This is a genomic window from Mesorhizobium sp. AD1-1, from assembly GCF_020164655.1.
GTDB lineage: Bacteria > Pseudomonadota > Alphaproteobacteria > Rhizobiales > Rhizobiaceae > Mesorhizobium > Mesorhizobium ciceri.
Genome location: NZ_JAIUGP010000002.1, coordinates 36,881 through 56,399 on the forward strand (window position 1 = coordinate 36,881; position 19,519 = coordinate 56,399).

The 19,519-nt window shown below is 63.7% G+C and carries 17 protein-coding genes and 1 riboswitch; of the genes, 7 read left to right on the forward strand and 10 right to left on the reverse strand.

The features are described 5' to 3' along the window. Positions 1 to 23 precede the first annotated feature (23 nt). A complete protein-coding gene (locus LB519_RS03660; protein ID WP_027162506.1) occupies positions 24 to 887 on the forward strand; it encodes an RNA polymerase factor sigma-32 in 864 nt (287 codons plus the stop codon). Between the two features lie 24 nt (positions 888 to 911). On the opposite strand, the gene LB519_RS03665 is transcribed toward LB519_RS03660, so the two are convergent. The 4 genes from LB519_RS03665 to thiB all read right to left on the reverse strand — a co-directional run bounded on the left by LB519_RS03665 (position 912) and on the right by thiB (position 6,056). Further along, positions 912 to 2,381, reverse strand: coding sequence for a M48 family metalloprotease (locus LB519_RS03665; RefSeq protein ID WP_024502938.1), 1,470 nt, complete (start codon positions 2,379 to 2,381; stop codon positions 912 to 914). A gap of 258 nt (positions 2,382 to 2,639) precedes the next feature. Then, positions 2,640 to 3,431, reverse strand: coding sequence for a thiamine ABC transporter ATP-binding protein (gene thiQ / locus LB519_RS03670; RefSeq protein ID WP_027162507.1), 792 nt, complete (start codon positions 3,429 to 3,431; stop codon positions 2,640 to 2,642). Continuing rightward, positions 3,424 to 5,049: a thiamine/thiamine pyrophosphate ABC transporter permease gene (thiP, locus tag LB519_RS03675; protein WP_224619136.1), complete on the reverse strand. Its 1,626-nt coding sequence runs from the start codon at positions 5,047 to 5,049 to the stop codon at positions 3,424 to 3,426. Before thiP ends, thiQ begins: the two co-directional genes overlap by 8 nt. A gap of 8 nt (positions 5,050 to 5,057) precedes the next feature. Next, entirely contained in the window at positions 5,058 to 6,056 is a 999-nt protein-coding gene (gene thiB, locus LB519_RS03680) for a thiamine ABC transporter substrate binding subunit (protein ID WP_224618744.1), read from the reverse strand. Positions 6,057 to 6,099: 43 nt separating this feature from the next. Continuing rightward, positions 6,100 to 6,214, reverse strand: a riboswitch (TPP riboswitch). Positions 6,215 to 6,301: 87 nt separating this feature from the next. Here thiB and LB519_RS03685 point away from each other — a divergent pair. The 4 genes from LB519_RS03685 to LB519_RS03700 all read left to right on the forward strand — a co-directional run bounded on the left by LB519_RS03685 (position 6,302) and on the right by LB519_RS03700 (position 9,490). Further along, entirely contained in the window at positions 6,302 to 6,961 is a 660-nt protein-coding gene (locus LB519_RS03685) for a thiamine diphosphokinase (RefSeq protein ID WP_027162509.1), read from the forward strand. A gap of 1 nt (position 6,962) precedes the next feature. Continuing rightward, positions 6,963 to 8,783 carry an ABC-F family ATP-binding cassette domain-containing protein gene (locus LB519_RS03690; protein ID WP_224618745.1) on the forward strand — a complete coding sequence of 607 codons (1,821 nt, stop codon included), beginning with the start codon at positions 6,963 to 6,965 and terminating at the stop codon, positions 8,781 to 8,783. Between the two features lie 165 nt (positions 8,784 to 8,948). Further along, a complete protein-coding gene (locus tag LB519_RS03695) occupies positions 8,949 to 9,191 on the forward strand; it encodes a type II toxin-antitoxin system CcdA family antitoxin (RefSeq protein ID WP_224618747.1) in 243 nt (80 codons plus the stop codon). Further along, the gene (locus tag LB519_RS03700; RefSeq protein WP_224618749.1) at positions 9,191 to 9,490 is read left to right on the forward strand and encodes a CcdB family protein; all 300 of its coding nucleotides are present in this window, start codon (positions 9,191 to 9,193) and stop codon (positions 9,488 to 9,490) included. The genes LB519_RS03695 and LB519_RS03700 overlap by 1 nt, the downstream gene beginning before the upstream one ends. Positions 9,491 to 9,507: 17 nt before the next feature. Here LB519_RS03700 and LB519_RS03705 read toward each other — a convergent pair whose 3' ends face one another. Both LB519_RS03705 and LB519_RS03710 read right to left on the reverse strand, forming a co-directional pair. Continuing rightward, positions 9,508 to 11,166, reverse strand: coding sequence for a hypothetical protein (locus LB519_RS03705; protein WP_224618751.1), 1,659 nt, complete (start codon positions 11,164 to 11,166; stop codon positions 9,508 to 9,510). Between the two features lie 74 nt (positions 11,167 to 11,240). Further along, on the reverse strand, positions 11,241 to 12,539 hold the full coding sequence (locus LB519_RS03710) for an adenylosuccinate synthase (RefSeq protein ID WP_024502931.1): 1,299 nt from the start codon (positions 12,537 to 12,539) through the stop codon (positions 11,241 to 11,243). 208 nt (positions 12,540 to 12,747) lie between these two features. On the opposite strand from LB519_RS03710, the gene LB519_RS03715 reads away from it, so the two are divergent. Continuing rightward, on the forward strand, positions 12,748 to 13,653 hold the full coding sequence (locus tag LB519_RS03715; protein ID WP_127369780.1) for a DMT family transporter: 906 nt from the start codon (positions 12,748 to 12,750) through the stop codon (positions 13,651 to 13,653). A gap of 152 nt (positions 13,654 to 13,805) precedes the next feature. Further along, positions 13,806 to 14,270 carry a DUF2231 domain-containing protein gene (locus tag LB519_RS03720; protein WP_013529160.1) on the forward strand — a complete coding sequence of 155 codons (465 nt, stop codon included), beginning with the start codon at positions 13,806 to 13,808 and terminating at the stop codon, positions 14,268 to 14,270. A 57-nt stretch (positions 14,271 to 14,327) separates the two neighbouring features. Here LB519_RS03720 and serA read toward each other — a convergent pair whose 3' ends face one another. The 4 genes from serA to LB519_RS03740 all read right to left on the reverse strand — a co-directional run bounded on the left by serA (position 14,328) and on the right by LB519_RS03740 (position 19,276). Continuing rightward, the gene (gene serA, locus LB519_RS03725; protein ID WP_024502929.1) at positions 14,328 to 15,929 is read right to left on the reverse strand and encodes a phosphoglycerate dehydrogenase; all 1,602 of its coding nucleotides are present in this window, start codon (positions 15,927 to 15,929) and stop codon (positions 14,328 to 14,330) included. 67 nt (positions 15,930 to 15,996) lie between these two features. Then, positions 15,997 to 17,172 carry a phosphoserine transaminase gene (locus LB519_RS03730; protein WP_013529158.1) on the reverse strand — a complete coding sequence of 392 codons (1,176 nt, stop codon included), beginning with the start codon at positions 17,170 to 17,172 and terminating at the stop codon, positions 15,997 to 15,999. A gap of 202 nt (positions 17,173 to 17,374) precedes the next feature. Next, complete coding sequence (locus LB519_RS03735) at positions 17,375 to 18,232, reverse strand: outer membrane protein (protein ID WP_013529157.1); 858 nt, start codon at positions 18,230 to 18,232, stop codon at positions 17,375 to 17,377. 207 nt (positions 18,233 to 18,439) lie between these two features. Continuing rightward, positions 18,440 to 19,276: an outer membrane protein gene (locus tag LB519_RS03740; RefSeq protein ID WP_013529156.1), complete on the reverse strand. Its 837-nt coding sequence runs from the start codon at positions 19,274 to 19,276 to the stop codon at positions 18,440 to 18,442. Positions 19,277 to 19,519: the final 243 nt, after the last annotated feature.

The window sequence follows — 19,519 nt, forward strand, 5'->3', positions numbered from 1 at the left end:
CCGCACCACCCAGGGAGCGCCTCATGATGGAAGACACGGCAGGACGGATCATGGTCCGCGCGGCAATGAAGGCTCCCTACCTCGAACGTGACGAAGAGCATCGGCTTGCATTGCTCTGGAAAGAGGACAACGACCAGAACGCGCTGCACAGCATCACCGTCGCGCATATGCGGCTGGTCATTTCCATGGCCTCCAAATTCCGCCATTACGGCCTGCCGCTCGGCGACCTGGTCCAGGAGGGTCATGTCGGGCTGCTCGAGGCCGCCGCCCGCTTCGAGCCGGAGCGCGAGGTGCGGTTCTCGACCTATGCGACATGGTGGATCCGGGCCTCGATGCAGGACTACATCCTGCGCAACTGGTCGATCGTGCGTGGCGGCACCAGCTCGGCGCAGAAGGCGCTGTTCTTCAACCTGCGACGCCTGCGCGCGCGGCTGGCGAATGGCGCCGAGCCACTGTCAAACGCAACGCTCTATCGCGAAGTATCGGAAGCACTCGGCGTCTCCGAAGCCGACGTGGCGATGATGGATTCGCGGCTGTCGGCTCCCGACTCCTCACTCAACATGCCGGTTGCCGACGATGCGGGTTCGACCGAGCGCATGGATTTCCTGGTCTCGGACGATCCGCTGCCCGACGAGATCGTCGGCGACAAGATCGATGTCGCGCGCCGCTCGCTCTGGCTGAGGGAGGCGCTTCGCGCGCTCAACGCACGGGAGTTGAGGATCATCGAGGAACGCCGGCTTAACGACGAGGGCGCGACGCTGGAAGCGCTCGGCGAAACCCTCGGCATCTCCAAGGAACGCGTCCGCCAGATCGAGGCCCGCGCCATGGAAAAGCTGAAGGTCGCGTTGGTGAAGCAGAATCCGGAGTTCATGGCGACTGCCGCCTGAACGGCGGCCGGCGTCCGGAGGTGCCTACTTGTCCGTGACGATCTTGACCTTGTCGCCGGCCGAAACCGCGGCACCAGGCGACAGCGCGTTGAGGACGCGGAACAGGTCGAGCTTACGGTCGACGCCGACCATCTGCGCCGAAAGCGAACCCATCGTCTGCCCAGGCTGGACAGTGACGACGCGGATGCGCAGCGGCTTCAGCGCCGCCTTTTCGGCGGCACTCAAGATCCGGAACGAGCCGCTGACCGAGCGGGCGATTGTGTCCAGCGACGTGCTGGCCGAAGGGGCCGCGGTCAGCAGCCGGTAGACCTGGCCGCCGGCGCGGATCACCGCAATGTCGAACTGCCAGCCTTCGGCGCCGGCATGCGCGGTCGCTGCCTCGTTGCCGTTGATGGTTTCCTGCCTGACGCTGCTGTCGACGAGACCAGCCACCCAGCCGCTGCGGATATAGTCCGTCAGCGCCCGGTTCTTGTCGATCGACACGCCATCGAAACGGATCGCTATGTCGCCGGGGCCGGTGGCCGTCACCGCTGCCGCCGAATTGTCGATGATGAAGCCGTCCGGTACCGTGAACGAAACGCCAAGGCCCGGATGCAGGAAGGTTTCGCCGCGCACATAGCCTTCTTCCGGCGTGTCGCCATAGAGCAGGCCGTCTATGCCGGCGAGGAAGGAATCGCGGTCGCGCGTGCCGACGCCCGGCGCGCCGAACTGGCGGGCATGGCGCTGCGCCAGATCGATGCGCTGCGGCGTATTGGGGTGCGTGGCCAGGAAGTCGAGGCTGGCGTCGGTGGCGCCGCTGATCGAGCGGAAATCCGTGTAGGCCGACATTGATTGCAGGAAGCGGCCGGCGGCGAAAGGATCGTAGCCGGCCTCGCCGATCGACTTGATGCCGATGGCGTCGGCTTCCAGCTCCTGGTTGCGCGAGAATTGCGCGAGCCTCAGCTTGCCGCGGATCAACGCCGCCTTGGCGGTCGGGCTGTCGCCGAGCACATCGGAAACCACCTTGGTCGCCAGGCCTTCCTCTGCCTCGAGTTGCTGGCGCTGCAAGCCGTGATTGGCGGTGACGTGGCCCATCTCATGCGCGATGACAGCGGCAAGCTCGGCCGAATCATTGGCCAGCGCCAGGAGGCCGCGCGTGATGTAGAGATAGCCGCCCGGCAGCGCGAAGGCATTGACATTGGGCGAATTCAAAATGGTGATGCGATAGGTCTGTGTCGGGTTGGCGGACACCACCGTCAAACTACCGACCACCTTGGCGACCATGCGCTCGAGCTTGGGATCGGAATATTCGCCGCCATAGGTCGCCAGGATGCGCGGATGCTGCGCCCTGGCCAATTCGGCGAGCTTGTTGTTGGCGCCGACATTGTCCACCGTGATCGGCTTGTCGGAAGGCTGGAAGCCGGATTCCTGAACCTCCGGCGGCGTGAACATCTGGCAGCTTGCCAACGCCACGGCAAAGCCGGCCAGCGCGAGAAAGCGCGCCAGCGGTTTCATTCCCAATGTGTTAGCGCCGATCGCCAGAACGGCTTCCTTTCGGGTCCCGGCACATGACATTGAAAATCGGGGACGATCTTCAGAATGTTCACGTGCCATATCTCAAACTGCTGCAGTATCCGCGGCCCATCCCAGGGGCGGGCGCCGGATACTGCAGGCAAATCACGGCCTGTGCCGGACCGGTAGGGCGGACCTAGCCACACTCCCCCGGTCATGGCAAGCAAACGCCACATCGCCTGGAGCCGGTTTGACCGTAAATTATGTCCGCTTCCGGGCAACATCGCGTGATGTGGAATATCCGGCACCCGCGCCGATATAGCGCCGGAACGCCTCCGGACCAGCCCCGGCAAAGAAATCATCAGCCTTGCCGGTGGCGGCGACCAACCCATTGTCGACAAACACCATATGCTCGCCGATGCGGCGTGCATCCTCCGGCTGGTGGGTGACGAACAGCACTGTCATGGCGCGTTCGGCATGAACGGCGGCAACCAGGTCCAGCATCTCGTCGCGCAAAGCCGGTCCGAGCGAAGCGAAGGGCTCGTCGAGCAGCAACACCGGTCGGTCGCGCACCAGCACGCGGGCCAGGGCGACGCGCTGGCGTTCGCCCCCCGAGAGCTCGCGCGGCAGGCGTTTCTCCTTGCCCGCAAGACCGGTGCGCGCAAGCGCCTCGGCGACCGCAGCGCGGTCCGCCTCGGTCAGCCGCAGGGATGGCGAGCGGCCGAGCCCGACATTCTGCTCGACGGAAAGATGCGCGAAGAGATTGTTCTCCTGGAACACCATCGACACCGGCCGCGCCGAGGCCGGCTCGGCGCTGACATCGACACCGCCGATCAGCACGCGGCCCGACCGTGGGGTCTCGAAGCCGGCGACCAGATTGAGCAGCGTCGACTTGCCCGAACCGCTCGGCCCCATGATGGCGGTGATCGTCGCCGCGGCAAACTCGACATCGAAAACAAGCGGCGCCTCGCCATAGCTGCCATAGCTGAACGACACTTTGTCCAGCCGCACCGGCGCGCCCTTCGCGAGCCCGTTGGCCGCCTTTTCACGCATCACGGACCTCCTCCCTTCCCAGCCAGTGCGCCGCCACGACCAACGCGAGACAGACGAGGCCGAGCAGCAGTGCGAGGCCGGCGGCATCCTCGGTGCGGTAGCTGCCCATCCGAGCCAGAAGAAGGTAGGGCAATGTCTGCACGGAATCACTGCCGAACAAGGCAATGACACCGAGATCGCCGAGCGACAGCGCCATGGCGAAAGCGAAGGCCGTGGCGAGCGGTCGCCGCAGCGACGGCCAGTCGACCAGCATCAGCCGGTTCCAGCCCGCAATGCCGAGCTGTGCACAGAGCCGTTCGTGACGCTCGCTCGCTGCATCATAGGCGGGACGCACGGCGCGGAGCGCAAACGGCATCGCCATCACCGCGTTGACGGTGACGACCATGACCGGAGCGATGGCGAAGACATCGCCGACATGGCGCAACAACAGGAACCAGCCGGCGCCGACGACGATCGGCGGCACGACCAGGACAAAACCGGCGCCTGTATCGGTGGCGTGTTCGAGCAGTGTCTTTGCGCCGGCACGGCGGTTCAGCGCCAGTGCCCGCCGCGCCATGGTCAGCGCCAGCGACAGCATCACCGAAAGCAGCGCCGACAGGAAGGCGAGCGCCGCGCTGGTCAGCGTTGCCTGCCGGACAGTGGCCTCGCCGGCCAAGCGGGCGAGATCGGCACTCAATCCGGCCATCACGGTTGCCGCCATCGGCCCGACAACGAACAGCAGCGCCAGGACGATGAGTAGCGCGTTCAACCAGGTCTCGCTCCGATTGACCGAAAGATAGCGGCGTTGCGCGACCGGCAAATTGGTGTCGCCGACCACATTGGCGCCTAGCCGCGTCAGTGCCAGCACCACGATAAAGGTCAAGGCGATCTGCAGCAGCGTCAGTGCAACGGCCCGCGCGGGATCGAAATCGAAGCGCAGCGCCTGGTAGATGCCGACCTCAAGCGTCGTCGCGGCCGGCCCGCCGCCGAGCGTCAGCACGATCGTGAAGGATGTGATGCAGAGCATGAAGACCAGCCCGGCGACGCCGGGCAGTGCGGCGCGCAGCGTTGGCCATTCGATCAGCCGGAACGCCGGCCGGGCCGCCATGCCGAGTTGGCTCGCCAGCCGCCATTGGTCGGCCGGTATGGTCTGCAGCGCCTCGAGGAACAGCCGCGTCGCCAGCGGCAGGTTGAAGAAGACATGGGCGACGAGAATGCCGGACAGGCCATAGATGCCCGGCCAGCTTCCGCCGCCGATAACGGCAAGCACGCCGGCGAAATAGCCGGCACGGCCATAAAGCGCCAGGATGCCGAGCGCTGCAACGATGGCCGGCAGCGCCAATGGCACGGCGAAGATCTGCAGGATGAAGGCGCGGCCGAAGAAACGTGGATGCCGCGACAGAGCGCGCGCCACAAACAGCCCCGGGATGACCGAAAGCAGCGTCGACAGGACCGCTTGCCAGAGCGTGAAGCGAATGACGCGAAGCAGATAGGGATCGAAGGCTGCCCAGGCGCCCGAGAAATCATGGGCGCCCTCGAAAAGCAGGCCGGCAAACGCGCCGCCGATCAGCAGCGCGATTGCAGCGAGCGCGACAATGCCGGCACTGACGCGGGAATCCGTGGAATGCGCCGGCGCCATCGCGCTGCCTACTTGCTCATCGCCGCCAGCCATTCATCGACCCAGGCCTCGCGGTTGGCAGCGACCTCTTGCGGGCTGAACAGCAAGGTCTTCGTTGGCTTGACCAGTTTGTCGAAGGCCGGATTGAGCGGCTTGTCGGTCTTGCCTGCCGGGAACATCCAGTTGGTCTCGGGGATGGCATCCTGGAATTTCGGCCCGGTCATGAAGGCCATGAACTTGGCCGCCAGCGGATTCTTGGCTCCTGTCGTGGTGATACCCGCCACCTCGATCTGCAGATACTCGCCCTCCTCGAAGGAGGCCGCCTGGTAGCGCTCCGTGTTCTCGGCGACCATGTGGTAGGCTGGCGACGTCGTGTAGGACAGCACCATCGGCGCCTCGCCCTTGGTGAACAGCCCATAGGCCTCGCTCCAGCCCGGCGTCACGGTCAGCACCTTGGCCTTGAGCTTGGCCCAGGCCTCGGGTGCCTTGTCGCCATAGACCGACTTGACCCAAAGAAGCAGGCCGAGGCCTGGCGTCGAGGTGCGCGGGTCCTGGATGACGATCTTGTCGTTGGCACTGCCTTCGATCAGCTCCTTCAGGCTCTCCGGCGGCGTCTTCATCTTCTGCGTGTCGTAGACGACAGCGAAATAGCCGTAGTCGAAGGGGACAAAAGTGTCGTCGCTCCAGCCGCCCGGCACATTGACATCCGTCACCGCGCCATGCGGCGCGAACAAGCCTGACGCCTTGGCATCGGCGGTGAGATTGGTATCCAGGCCAAGCACGATATCGGCCTTGGTCGATGCGCCTTCCAATCTGACGCGGTTGAGCAGCGCGACGCCATCGGCGACCGAGACGAAGTCGACGTCGCAGCCGCATTCGGCCTCGAACTCCTTCTTCACCACGGGACCCGGACCCCAGTCGGCGGTGAAACTCTCATAGGTGTAGACGGTGAGCTTGTCCTTGGCCAAGGCGGGCCCGGACAAGGCCACGACCGTTGCTGAAACAAGAGCGTATAAAAGCGTGCGCATCGGCGCCTCCTTCGTTTGAATTGAAAGGAATTGAGGCGTCGGACTGTCCGAAACGTCTAATCCCTCCGCCGGTACAAACCGGATCAGGTTCAGCGGGTTGGCGAGACTGCCTCTCAGCCGGTCCGCGAAGATCGCGTCCGGCACCCCGTTAGAGCGTTTCGACACATAGGCCGGGCCGATCCGCCATGCAAGCGGGAGTTTGCCGCCTTCCGTTTCCCGTGCCGGGCTGGTAAGGGCCACACGATATGAGCACATTCACCATCCTGCTTGGCGGCGATCTCATCCGTACGCCACGGCTCGACCGTCAGGTCAAAGGCTCCCGCGTCATCGCCGCCGACGCCGGCATCGGTCATGCGCGGTTGCTGGGTCTCGTGCCGGAGCTGTGGGTGGGTGATTTCGATTCGGTGCCGGCGAACCTGCCGGACGATCTCGCTTCCGTGCCGCGCCGGACCTTCCCGGCGGAAAAGGACCAGACCGATGGCGAACTTGCCGTCGCCGCGGCACTGGAGCGCGGCGCGACCCGCCTGGTGCTGGCCGGCGCCTTTGGCGGCAAGCGCGCCGACCACGCTTTTCTGCATCTGTCGCTCGCCCTGCGGCTGGCGGAGGCGGGAACGGACGTGCTTTTGACCAGCGGCGCTCAGGAAGGCATCCCCCTGCTGCGCGGAACGGCCGGCTTCGACTATGCCGACGGCACGCTGTTTTCGGTGCTCGGCTTTTCCGAGCTCGACGGCCTGACCGTCACCGGCGCCAAATGGCCGCTCGCTCACGTCAAGGTGGCGTTCGGTTCGTCGCTGACCATTTCCAACGAGGTCAAGTCCGACAAGACCGGGGGCCGCCTCGAAATCGCGCTCGGCCATGGCCGCGCGATGCTGCTCGCTCATCCCTATCCCTTACCTGAAAGCTGACATGGCCCCGCCCCTTCTCAACCTCGACGGGATAAAACTGACCTTCGGCGGCACGCCGCTGCTCGATGGCGCCGCCTTGACGGCTTCGGCCGGCGACAAGATCGCGCTGGTCGGCCGCAACGGGTCCGGCAAGTCGACCCTGCTGAAGATCGCCGCCGGCCTGATCGAGCCGCAGGACGGCGAAGTGTTCCGCCAGCCTTCGGCGACCGTCCGCTATTTGCCGCAGATGCCCGACATGGAAGGTTTTGCCACTGTCCGCGCCTATGTCGAGGCCGGGCTTGGCCCCGCCGACGATCCCTACCGCGCCAGCTATCTGATGGAGCATCTCGGCCTGTCGGGTGAGGAACGTCCGAACGACCTGTCGGGCGGCGAGGCGAGGCGCGCCGCCCTTGCCCGCGTCATGGCGCCGGAGCCCGATATCCTGCTGCTCGATGAGCCGACCAACCATCTCGACCTCTCGGTCATCGAATGGCTGGAAGAAGAACTCATCCGCACCTCCTCGGCGCTGATCGTCATCTCGCACGACCGCCGCTTCCTCGAACGCGTGTCGCGCGCCACGGTCTGGCTCGATCGCGGCCAGACCCGCAGGCTGGACAAGGGCTTCGGCCATTTCGAGGAATGGCGCGACCTGGTTCTGGAGGAAGAAGAACGCGAGCAGCACAAGCTCGGCCGCCAGATCGTTCGCGAAGAGCATTGGCTGCGCTACGGCGTGACGGCGCGGCGCAAGCGCAACATGCGCCGGCTCGGCGAGTTGCAGACCATGCGTCAGCGTTTTCGCGGTCATCGCGGGGCCGAAGGGTCGGCGACCATGGTGGCGAGCGACGCCACCGAGTCCGGCAAGCTGGTGATCGAGGCGAAAAACATCGAAAAGAGCTTTGGCGATCTCACCGTGGTCAAGGCGTTTTCGACCCGCATCCAGCGCGGCGATCGCATTGGCCTGGTCGGGCCGAACGGCGCCGGCAAGACCACGCTCTTGAAAATGCTGACCGGCGAGATGAAGCCGGACGCCGGTTCGGTGCGGCTCGGCACCAATCTGGAGATCGCAACGCTCGACCAGAAGCGCGAGGCGGTCGACCCGCAGGAGACGCTGGCACAATATCTCACCGATGGGCGCGGCGAAAACCTCGTCATCAATGGCGAGCAGCGCCACGTCGTCTCCTACATGAAGGATTTCCTGTTCAAGCCGGAGCAGGCGCGCACGCCGGTGCGCGAGTTGTCCGGCGGCGAGCGGGCGCGGCTCCTGCTGGCGCGCGTGTTGGCCCGTCCCGCAAACCTTCTGGTGCTCGATGAGCCGACCAACGATCTCGACATGGAGACGCTGGAACTGCTGCAGGAACTGGTCGCCGGTTTCGCCGGCACCGTCATCCTGGTCAGCCACGACCGCGATTTCCTCGACCGCACCGTGACCAGCCTGATCGCGCCGGATGGTGAGGGCCGCTGGATCGAATATGCCGGCGGCTACTCCGACATGCTGGCGCAGCGCGGCGGCACGAAGCTGGACGACCGCAAGGCGCGGGCGAGAGCCGAAAATGGCGAGGCGCCCGCGTCAGGCAAGAGCGAAGCCGCCGCGCCAAAAGTGCCGGCGAAGAAACTGTCGTTCAAGCAGAAATTCGCACTGGAATCCCTGCCGAAGAAAATCGAAGCTGTGATGGCCTCTATCTCGCGGCTGGAGAACAACATCGCCGATCCGGCCTATTACGAGCGCGATCCGGCCTCGTTCCAGAAAACCATCGCCGCCCTCGACAAGGAGCGCGCCACGCTGGCCGCGCTCGAGGAAGAATGGCTGGAACTGGAGATGTTGCGCGAGGAGATGGAGGGGTGAGGAGTGTTTCGGCCGTAGGCCGATCAATCGACGACGATTTGTCGATTGAAGCGACGAACGCCCGGAGCCATAGCGAAGGGGCCGAGCGCCCTACCTGCAGCTAGAACCGCCTGATTGCCTCCATTCAGAAATGCGCATATATTATGCGCATTTGCGGAGGCTATTATGCGCAAAATAGCCTTGAGTTCGACCCGACGGCCAGCAAATCTGTCGATCGATTCGAACCTCATGAGGGAAGCCAAGGGACTTGACGTGAATGTCTCGCGCGCTGCGGAGGCCGGCATCGCGGAGGCGGTGGCTGCCGAAAAAACGCGACTGTGGAAGCTTGAGAACCGCGCCACGATGGACGCGTGGAACGACTATATCGAGAAACATGGCATCCCGCTGGAAGAGTACCGGCAGTTCTGATGCCCCGCTATGATGTCTTCGCCGGTCGCATCGAAGGCAGCTATGTGCTCGAGGTTCAGTCAGAGCTGCTCGACAATTTCAAGACGCGGGTGGTCGTGCCGCTTCTGCCGGTCGCAATGGTGCCACCGCCGATGCGAAAGCTTCATCCGATTTTTGAGATCAACGGTCGAAAGCTCGTTATGGCAACACACCTGGTTGCCACCGTTTCTGCCAGCGAATTGGGCGAAAGTCGGCTGAACCTGATCAAGCACCACGAGGACATCGTCGCTGCGCTCGACATGCTGTTCCAGGGCTTCTGAACGGCGGCTACAGCGTCTCAGCCTGCCGTCTTGGCCTGCCAGGCCTTGATTGCCTCGTCGAACACCTTCTCTCCGGGAATGCCCTTTTCCATGGTCAGCAACGCCCGCCGTCCGGTCTTGTAGACCACCGGCACGTCGATCCAGTCCTGGCCGCGCAACAAGGTCATGTTGGCGTCTTCGTCGGCCTTGGTGTCGTTGAGCGCGACGAGGAAGAAGCCGTCGGCAATCTTGGCCGGAATGCCGATCAGCGGGCTGCCGGCATCCTGCTCCGAAGCCTTCATGGCAACGCGCAGGATGTTGTCGACACCGCCGCCCTCGAAGCCGTCGGGCGTCAGGAAGATCATCTCGATAATATGGCTGGCCGGCAGCGTCTGGTCGGTGTTGCGGCGGATGGTCATGCGCAACTGGATGTCCTTGCCGGGAATGGTCGCCTCGGCGCGGATCGCCGGCTCCGGCGGCAGGTCGCCACCGGGCGATTCCTGCACCAGCGACCAGACGATGTTGCCGGGCTCGGCGGAGCCCTGGGCGGTGCTGGTGCGCTCCTCATAGAAGATCGCCTTCTGGCCGACAGGCAGGGCGGCTTCCGCAGGCGCAGCCGCCGGGGCGGGCGGCGCGGCACCTGCCGGTGCTGGCGGCGTGCCGGCAGCACCGGCCGGCGCTGCAGGCGCTGCTCCGTTGGCAGGCGACGTTGCGGGGGCGGCATCTGTCGCCGGAGGCGTAGTCGCGGCAGGCGTACCGGCGGCCGGTGCGGAAATCGCCGGTGCGTTCGGGGCCGAGGGCGGGGTGGTCAGCGCCGCGACCGATTCGCCTTCGCCGATGCCGCTTTGGCCACCGGCCGGACCCGGGTCGACTTCACCACCCTGCGGTGTCAGCCGCTGGGTGAATTTCGTGCTTTCGGCTTCCGTGCCGCCAGCCGCGGGCGCCGGCGGCGCTGCCGCGGCATCGGTTGCCGGCTTGGCCGGCGCTGGCTTCACGGGTTCGGTTTTCGCTACCTGATTGCCGCCAAGCCCCAGCATCTTGCCGAAGGCGTCCTTGTTCAGCCAGATGCCGTAGCCGCCGCCGGCAACGACCAGCAGTGCGACGACGGCCGCGATCAGCCCGCCATAGCTGCGCTTGCGCTCGGCGGGACGCAGGCGCTGGAAGGTATCCGGTACCGGCTCTTCATTGTCTTCGTTGCTGGAAAAGACATCGGCCTCGTCGTCCGCCTCCTCGGCGTTCATGCCTGGAAGAGGCGTGTCGGCGCGAGCCGGCTGGGCAGGCGCCGGCGTCGATCTTTGCCAGCTTGGCTCGACCTTGGCGGCAGGCGGCGGCGCGGGTTGATAGGGCTCGGGCTTGGCGACGGGCGGTGCCGGCCAGGCCGATTCCGCCTTCGCCGGCTGCCTCGTATGGCTTGGCTGGTTCTTGTTGCGATCGATCGACGAAAAGATGTGTTCCAGCTCCGCGAGCGGGTCGGTCTCCGGCACGCTCTTGGCATAATCGCGCTCGACACTTGTAATGGCGTCTTCCAGCGAACGCATCTGCGTGGCTATGGCTTCGGGAGCCCACGGCGGCGAACGTTCACCAAGCTTCTTCGCCAGCATGGTGCGAACGCTGGCATAGATGCGCGTACGCTTTTCCGGCGTCTCGTCGCCATGCTTGTCGAGCGCGTTTTTCAGAATAGCAACGAAATCTGCCATGCTTCAGTCGACCTGTATTTTGCTTCCGCGTCGGCCCCCGCAAATCAGCCGCGATGCCCGGAAAGGCTCAGAAACTAGTCTTGAAACGGATCGGTCACAAGTATCGTGTCGTCGCGTTCCGGGCTGGTGGAAAGGAGCGCGACCGGTGCGCCGATGAGCTCCTCGATGTAGCGGACATACTTGACCGCCTGGGCCGGCAGATCATTCCAGCTGCGCGCGCCGGCAGTGGTGCCTTTCCAGCCCTCGAGCGTCTCGTAGACCGGTTCGACACGTGCCTGCGCGCCCTGGCTGGCCGGCAGATAATCGATCATCTCGCCGTCGAGACGGTAACCGGTGCAGACCTTGATCTCGTCCAGCCCGTCAAGCACGTCGAGCTTGGTCAGCGCGATGCCCTTGATGCCGTTGACCGCGACGGCCTGGCGCACCAGCACCGCGTCAAACCAGCCGCAGCGGCGCTTGCGACCGGTGACGACGCCGAATTCATGGCCGCGCGTGCCGAGGAATTCGCCGACCTCGTTCTTCTGCTCGGTCGGGAACGGACCCTCGCCGACGCGTGTCGTATAGGCCTTGGTGATGCCGAGCACATAGCCGATGGCGCCCGGGCCAACGCCGGAGCCGGCGGCAGCCTGTCCGGCAACCGTGTTCGACGAGGTCACGAACGGATAGGTGCCGTGGTCGATATCGAGCAGTGTGCCCTGCGCGCCCTCGAACAGGATGCGCTCGCCAGCCCGGCGCTTGTCGTCGAGGATCTTCCAGACCCGGTCCATATAGGGCAGGATGTCGTCGGCGACCGAGGTTAGTTCCTGCATGATCGCGTCATGCGTGACTTCCGCATGACCAAGCCCGCGTCGCAGCGCATTGTGGTGCGTCAGCAGCCTGTCGACTTTCAAGGGCAGTGTTTCCAAATCCGCCAAATCCATCACCCTGACCGCGCGCCGGCCCACCTTGTCCTCATAGGCGGGGCCGATGCCGCGACGGGTCGTGCCAATCTTCGTCCCGGAATTGGATGCGGCGTCCTCACGAAATCCGTCCAGCTCTCGATGCAGGGACAGGATAAGCGCTGTGTTTTCGGCTATTTTCAGGCGATCCGGCGCCACTTCGACACCTTGCGCCTTGAGTTTTGCCACCTCGGCGACGAAAGCGTGCGGGTCGAACACGACGCCATTGCCGATGATGGACAGCTTGCCCTGGCGCACGACGCCCGACGGAAGCAACGACAGCTTGTAGACCTTGCCGTCGACGACCAGCGTATGGCCGGCATTGTGGCCGCCCTGGAAACGCACCACGACATCGGCGCGCTCCGACAGCCAGTCGACGATCTTGCCCTTGCCTTCGTCACCCCACTGCGAGCCGACGACCACCACATTGGCCATGTTTCTTTTCCCTTGAGACGCCGCCAAGCGGCTTGAATATGGTTCGAAACGACAGGCCTCTATAACGTCAAGACCTCGCGAGCGCGACCTTTCTTTGCCGTCGAAAATGCCCTGAGGCACAACAATTTTCGGCTTTGACATCATTTACTTGGGCGAGCGAGGGCAATAGGCCGGCAAACACCGCAGCTCCGGCGACTGGAATCCCGCGATGCATCGAAGCGCCTACATATTCCTGCTGCTCACCACCTTGCTTTGGGGTGGAAATTCGGTGGCCGGCAAGCTGGCGGTCGATCACGTCTCGCCGATGACGCTGGTCTTCCTGCGCTGGGTGCTGGCCGTGGCGATCATGCTGCCCATCGGCTGGAAGACCATCCAGAAGGACTGGCCGGTAGTCCGCAAGCACTGGTTCGTGCTGGTCGCCCTCGGCGCCAGCGGCTTCACCCTGTTCAACACCATCTTCTACACGGCGCTCAACTACACGACAGCGATCAATGTCTCGATCGAACAGGCGGCGATGCCGATCCTGATCATGACTGCCAATTTCGTCTTCTTCCGCCTGCGCGTGAACTGGGCGCAGATTGTCGGCGTCGTGCTGACCATCGCCGGCGTGATCCTCACCGCCTGCCATGGCGACCCGCGCCGGCTGTTGACGCTGGAACTCAATTTCGGTGACGCCATCATGCTGGTCGCAGTCTTTCTCTACAGCGGCTATTCGGTGGGGTTGCGGCTGAAGCCGGTGATGCACTGGCAGAGCCTGATGCTGGCCCTGTCGGTTTCGGCACTCGTCACCTCGTTGCCGTTCTTCCTGTGGGAGGTCCTCGCCGGCAAGGTCATCATGCCCGACGCGCGCGGCTGGACCGTCATCGTCTATACGGCGATCGGCGCATCGGTCGTTTCGCAGATCTTCTACATCAGGGGCAACGAGCTGATCGGCGCCAACCGCGCCGGCCTGTTCATCAATCTGGTGCCGATCTTCGGCACGCTGCTGTCGGTGCTGATCGTCGGCGAGACGTTCCAGCTCTATCAGGCGCTGGCCTTGGTGCTCGTGCTGGGCGGCATCGGGCTTGCCGAATACAGCGGGCGCAAGATGGCGGTGGCGGACCACCGCGGATGACATTTGGCGGCTGACGCCCTCCGCCGTCGCGGTAATCACGCGAACGGCCTGGACTTCGCCAATGGCGCGGAAACAGCGGCATGAATCCTGCCGCGTCCCCTACTTGGAACATTTCACCTCCAGCGGAGTTTGAACGCCAGGGAGGCGACATGATGAGCCACAACCCTCGCAGCACGGCAAGCATTGCCGGTCACCCTATCCACCCGATGCTGATTCCGTTTCCGATTGCCTTTTTTGTCGGCACCTTCGTTTGCGACCTTATCTTCTGGCGAACAGCCGATCCTGGATGGGTCACCGGGTCGCTTTGGCTTCTCGGCGCAGGCCTGATCATGGCTGCCCTGGCTGCGCTTGCTGGCTTGACGGATGTTCTCGGCGATGTTCAGGTCCGCAATCTCACGACGGCATGGCTCCATGCCGGCGGCAATGTACTCGTCGTGTTGATCGAGCTTTACAACTGGTACTCGCGGTATGCCGGCGGAGCGGCGGCCGTGATGCCAACCGGCATCGTCCTATCGCTGATCGTGGTTCTCATCCTGCTGTTTACGGGCTGGAAGGGCTGGGAACTGGTCTACCGACATCGCGTGGGTGTCTCCGATGGCTCGGACGAGTTGACATGAACCGGCCGCCGCGGCGGCCGGCGTCAACGAGGTGGGTCGGCGACCGCCTGTCCTCAATCACATCGCGTTGACGTCGAACTGCAGCCGCTTGGCCGAGTCGATCGACTTGTGCGCCTTGACCTTTTCCAGCACGGCTTCCGGGAACGGCGCGTCGAGATAGAGCAGCGCTATGGCATCGCCGCCCGGCCGGTTGCGGCCGAGCTGGAAGTTGGCGATGTTGACGCCATTCTCGCCGCAGACGGTGCCGAGCAGGCCGATGATGCCCGGCGCGTCCGCATTGGTGGTGTAGAGCATGTGCTGGCCGACCTCGGCATCGAGGTTGATGCCCTTGATCTGGATGAAGCGTGGCTTGCCATCCGAGAAGCATGTGCCGGCGATCGAGCGCGTCATGTGCTCGGTCTTCACCGTCAGCTTGATATAGCCGTCGAACACGCCCGACTTGTCGCGCTTGACCTCGGCCACGATGATGCCGCGCTCCTTCACCATGATCGGCGCCGACACCATGTTGACGTCCGAGACCTGAGGCCGGATCAGCCCGGCGAGTGCTGCACTGATCAGCGCGCGCGTGTTCATCGTCGCGGTCGAGCCGTCGAACAGGATCTCCACCTCCTTGATCGGATCCTCGGTGACCTGGCCGACAAAGGCGCCGAGCACCTCGGCGAGCTTGACGAACGGCTTCAGCCGCGGCGCCTCCTCGGCGGTGATCGACGGCATGTTGATGGCGTTGGAGACGGCGCCCTTGATCAGATAGTCGGCCATCTGCTCGGCAACCTGCAGCGCGACATTCTCCTGGGCCTCCGTCGTCGAGGCGCCGAGATGCGGCGTCGCCACCACATTCTCCATGCCGAACAGTTCGTTGTTCTCGGCCGGTTCGACCTCGAAGACGTCGACGCCAGCGCCGGCCACCTTGCCACTCTTCAGCGCTGCGACCAGATCGGCCTCGACGATCAGACCGCCGCGTGCGCAATTGATGATGCGCACGCCCTTCTTCATCTTGGCGATCGCCGCGGCATCGATGATGTTGCGCGTCTTGTCGGTCAGCGGCGTGTGCAGGGTGATGAAATCGGCGCGGGCGAACAGCTCGTCGAGCTCGACCTTGTCGACGCCAAGCTCCTCGGCACGGCTGTCCGACAGGAACGGATCGAAGGCGATGACGTGCATCTTGAGGCCAACGCCGCGCGTCGCGACGATCGAACCGATGTTGCCGCAACCGATGACGCCCAGCGTCTTGCCGGTTATCTCGACGCCCATGAAGCGGTTCTTTTCCCATTTGCCGGCATGGGTCGAGGCGTTGGCTTCAGGGATCTGGCGCGCCAGCGCAAAGATCATCGCCACCGCATGTTCGGCTGTGGTGATCGAGTTGCCGAAGGGCGTGTTCATCACGATGATGCCCTTGCGGCTTGCCGCCGGGATATCGACATTGTCGACGCCGATGCCGGCGCGGCCGATGACTTTGAGATTGGTAGCGGCGTTGATCAGCTTTTCGGTGACCTTGGTCGCCGAGCGGATGGCGAGGCCATCATACTGGCCGATCACTTCGGCGAGCTTATCCTTGTCCTTGCCGAGATCGGGCAGATAGTCGACCTCGACGCCGCGATCCTTGAAGATTTGCACGGCGGTGGGGGAGAGTTTGTCTGAGACGAGAACGCGGGGCGCCATGGCGGCCTCCTTGAAATGGATTTGATCCTGATGGGAGTGGGCGGCCCGAAGGCCGCCGCGAACGATCTCAGGCCGCCGCTTTGAGCGACGCCTTCTGTGCGGCGAATGCCCAGTCGAGCCAGGGCAGCAGCGCTTCGAGATCCGACGTCTCGACCGTCGCGCCGCACCAGATGCGCAGGCCGGGCGGTGCGTCGCGATAGGCACCGATATCATAGGCGACGCCTTCCTTGTCGAGCACCGACACCAGCCCCTTGGCGAAGGCCGCCTGCCCGTCGGCATCGAGCGCGGACACGTCCGGATCGGTGAAGGACAGGCAGACGGACGTGTTCGACCGTGTCGCCGGCTGGACGGCGAGATGACCGAGCCAGGAGGACTTGCCGACAAAGCGATCGAGGACGGCCGCATTGGCATCCGCCCTGGCGATCAGCGCGTCGAGGCCGCCGGTCGACTTCGCCCAGTTGAGCGCATCGAGGTAATCCTCGACGCACAGCATCGAGGGCGTGTTGATGGTCTCGCCCTTGAAGATACCTTCGATCAGCTTGCCGCCTGAGGTCAGGCGGAAAATTTTCGGCAGCGGCCATGAGGGCTTGTAGGTTTCCAGCCGCTCGACGGCGCGAGGCGACAGGATCAGCATGCCGTGAGCGCCCTCGCCGCCCAGCACCTTCTGCCAGGAGAAAGTGACGACATCGAGTTTTTCGAAGTCGAGCCTCTGCGCGAATGCGGCGGAAGTCGCATCGCAGACGGTCAGGCCCTTGCGGTCCGCGGGAATGAAATCGCCGTTCGGCACGCGAACGCCCGACGTGGTGCCGTTCCAGGTGAACACCACATCGCGGTCGAAATCGATCTTGGTGAGATCAGGCAGCTCGCCGTAGCCGGCTTCGATCTTGCGCACGTCGGCGAGCTTCAATTGCTTGACCACGTCGGTGACCCAGCCGGAGCCAAAGCTCTCCCAGGCGACCATGTCGACGCCGCGCTCGCCGAGCAGCGACCACAGCGCCATCTCGACCGCACCGGTGTCCGACGCCGGCACGATGCCGATGCGGTAACCCGCCGGGACCTGGAGAATCTCGCGCGTCAGCTCGATCGCCTGTTCGAGCTTGGTCTTGCCGATCTTGGCGCGGTGGGAACGGCCGAGCGCAGCATTTCTTAGCGCCTCGACCGACCAGCCGGGGCGCTTTGCGCAGGGACCTGAGGAGAAATTGGGGTTTGCCGGACGGAGTCCGGGCTTCGTATGCGTCGTCATCGTGGTCTATCCTTCCAGATAGTGGCCCCTCGTTGGGGAGGGGTGGCCCACGGACGGCGATATTCGTTCGGGCTTCAGGCGTCAAGAGGAAAGTTTTTGTCGTTGCCGGGATACCGGCGATCCCCGATCAGGATGTCGTGACTTCAAACGCAAACGGCGGACCCCGAAAGATCCGCCGTCCTGGTCCTCGTACTCGCCGCGCCTACCAGAGATCGTAGCGCAGCCCGACCTTGACCTGATGATAATCGAGGCCCTTTTTGAACTCAGGGTTGCCGACAGCGTCTGCTGTCACGTATTTCGCGGAAGGCAGAGCCGTGTATTGATAGCCGACATCGACTGCAACATTCTTGCTGACCTGATAAGCAAAGCCGGCGCCGAGCGTATAGGCGAAGCTGAACTGCTTCTCCGACTGCGTCGTCCCATCATAGCCGTTTGGATCGTCGCATTCAAAGATGGTCGTGGTTGTACCTGATGTTGTCGATGAATTCTGACAGTTGCGAGCGCCTTGAGCGTACTTGTAGGTGCTGTACGCTATGCCGACACCGCCTCCGACATAGGGCGTGAAGCCGACATAAGTGCCCAGGTCGACAAAGGCGCTGGCCATCACATCGTAGGCCTTGTTGTTGCCGTCGTTGGAGCCTTCGCATCCACGGGTGCTTGGGCCGGCGAACGCGCTTGTGCTGCCACCGCTGGTGACAGTCACCGTCTGCGTTCCATCGCAAGTACTGTCGAATTTGCTGGCGAATTTGCTTGTCGGCAGCAGACCGAAATTCAATTCACCACGGAAGTAATCGTTGAAATGGTAGCCCATACCTATCGAACCAGACAGCGGGCTGGTATCCGTAACCAGACCGGCCGGAGTTTCCGAAAATTCATAGGGCTTGTTGAAGGCATAGCCGAGATCGCCGCGCAGATACCAGCCGGAGCCGACCTCGACCGGGACGTAGTCGGGCGCCTGGTCGACATAGATCGGCGGATCGTAGTCGGCCGCGTGCACCGGCGTCAGCGGCAGGAGGGCTAGTGCACCGAGCGCCAGCGCCATACGCGATGTAAGTTTCATGGTCCCCGACTCCCGAATTTGGCGCAGCCCGCAATCGCAGCGGCAGCCATCGTTTCAAGAAGCATTGTTAACCATAGTGGTTAAGTGCCGGTTAAGGCTAACAGAGCGTTAGCGAATTCATTTCCCCTGTCGATTCCAGGCGGCCAACGAAAAACCGCCCGGCTGAGGCCGGGCGGTTTGTGAAGAATTCAAGTAATGTAGATGCTGTTACTTGGTGTAGATCGGCTCGGGTTCGGGTTGGTAGGCAACGACCGGCGCGGCGCAACCGTTGTTGCCACCGAACTGGTAACGCAGGCCACCGCGCACTTCGTGTGTGTTGATGCCACGATCGAAGCCGGGACCGGAGCTGGTGATGTTCCAGTCGAACATGCGGCCGCCCTGGATATGGGAGAAGCGGTAGCCGGCATCGAGAATGATCTTGTCGGTCAAGCAGTACGAAGCGCCGGCCATCAGACCGTAGGCGAAACGCCAGCTTGATCTGCCGGGATTGAACTCGGTGGTGTTCGGGTCGTAGACATCATCCCACTTGACGCGGGCGCCGCCGATGCCGGCGCCAACGTAAGGCGTGATGCCATGGTAGGTGCCGAGATCGACATAGGCGTTGGCAAGCAGTAGCAGGGCGCTCATCTTCGATACTTCGGTCGAAGTACCGTTGATGTCCGAGGTGCCGCCGTTGAAGTTCGACTTGAACCAATAGTCGGCGGTCAAATCGGTCCGGAAGTGATCGTTGATCTTGTAGCCGACGCCGGCGCCGAGCGAGAAACCGCCCTTGAGCTTGCCGAAATCGAAGCTTCTGGTGCCGGGCGTAACCGTACAGTTACAGGGATCGACGGTGTAGGTCATATAGTCGATGCCGCGCACGGTCGACTTGTGATAGTCGATGTCGCCACGGATATACCAGCCGCCGACTTCTACCGGCTGCTCGTAGACGGCCTGAGGCGGAGCCTCTTCGACGATCGGTTCCGGCAGGTCGGCCGCGAACAACGGCCCCGCCAGGCCTGCGAACAGTAAGGCGAGCAGGGCCTTTCTTGCTGTCTTGAACATGCTTGTCACCCCTGAGAAGCTCGGAACGGCAAACCCGCCCGAAATGCGATTGGCTTTCAGTCGTGGATAATGAATTGCAAAGGTTAAAAGGCGTTTAACCCTGTTGCTTAACCACGAATCTCGAAACTTCTGGGGACCGGCGCGAGATTTCCGAACAGCGAACAGACTGGGAGCCGACAAGAAAAAGCCCGCCGAGAGGCGGGCCTTGGACAGGTTCAGGCGACGACGTCCTGCCGGGCGCTG

What these genes read in the sequence shown, in the direction of transcription:
- LB519_RS03700 (WP_224618749.1), top strand. Translation starts at nt 9,191, where the DNA reads ATGCCCCGCTATGATGTCTTCGCCGGTCGCATCGAAGGCAGCTATGTG.
- LB519_RS03720 (WP_013529160.1), top strand. Translation starts at nt 13,806, where the DNA reads ATGAGCCACAACCCTCGCAGCACGGCAAGCATTGCCGGTCACCCTATC.
- LB519_RS03740 (WP_013529156.1), bottom strand. Translation starts at nt 19,276, where the DNA reads ATGTTCAAGACAGCAAGAAAGGCCCTGCTCGCCTTACTGTTCGCAGGC.
- LB519_RS03705 (WP_224618751.1), bottom strand. Translation starts at nt 11,166, where the DNA reads ATGGCAGATTTCGTTGCTATTCTGAAAAACGCGCTCGACAAGCATGGC.
- LB519_RS03685 (WP_027162509.1), top strand. Translation starts at nt 6,302, where the DNA reads ATGAGCACATTCACCATCCTGCTTGGCGGCGATCTCATCCGTACGCCA.
- LB519_RS03730 (WP_013529158.1), bottom strand. Translation starts at nt 17,172, where the DNA reads ATGACGACGCATACGAAGCCCGGACTCCGTCCGGCAAACCCCAATTTC.
- LB519_RS03735 (WP_013529157.1), bottom strand. Translation starts at nt 18,232, where the DNA reads ATGAAACTTACATCGCGTATGGCGCTGGCGCTCGGTGCACTAGCCCTC.
- LB519_RS03695 (WP_224618747.1), top strand. Translation starts at nt 8,949, where the DNA reads ATGCGCAAAATAGCCTTGAGTTCGACCCGACGGCCAGCAAATCTGTCG.
- LB519_RS03710 (WP_024502931.1), bottom strand. Translation starts at nt 12,539, where the DNA reads ATGGCCAATGTGGTGGTCGTCGGCTCGCAGTGGGGTGACGAAGGCAAG.
- LB519_RS03665 (WP_024502938.1), bottom strand. Translation starts at nt 2,381, where the DNA reads ATGAAACCGCTGGCGCGCTTTCTCGCGCTGGCCGGCTTTGCCGTGGCG.
- thiP (WP_224619136.1), bottom strand. Translation starts at nt 5,049, where the DNA reads ATGGCGCCGGCGCATTCCACGGATTCCCGCGTCAGTGCCGGCATTGTC.
- LB519_RS03690 (WP_224618745.1), top strand. Translation starts at nt 6,963, where the DNA reads ATGGCCCCGCCCCTTCTCAACCTCGACGGGATAAAACTGACCTTCGGC.
- LB519_RS03715 (WP_127369780.1), top strand. Translation starts at nt 12,748, where the DNA reads ATGCATCGAAGCGCCTACATATTCCTGCTGCTCACCACCTTGCTTTGG.
- thiQ (WP_027162507.1), bottom strand. Translation starts at nt 3,431, where the DNA reads ATGCGTGAAAAGGCGGCCAACGGGCTCGCGAAGGGCGCGCCGGTGCGG.
- serA (WP_024502929.1), bottom strand. Translation starts at nt 15,929, where the DNA reads ATGGCGCCCCGCGTTCTCGTCTCAGACAAACTCTCCCCCACCGCCGTG.
- LB519_RS03660 (WP_027162506.1), top strand. Translation starts at nt 24, where the DNA reads ATGATGGAAGACACGGCAGGACGGATCATGGTCCGCGCGGCAATGAAG.
- thiB (WP_224618744.1), bottom strand. Translation starts at nt 6,056, where the DNA reads ATGCGCACGCTTTTATACGCTCTTGTTTCAGCAACGGTCGTGGCCTTG.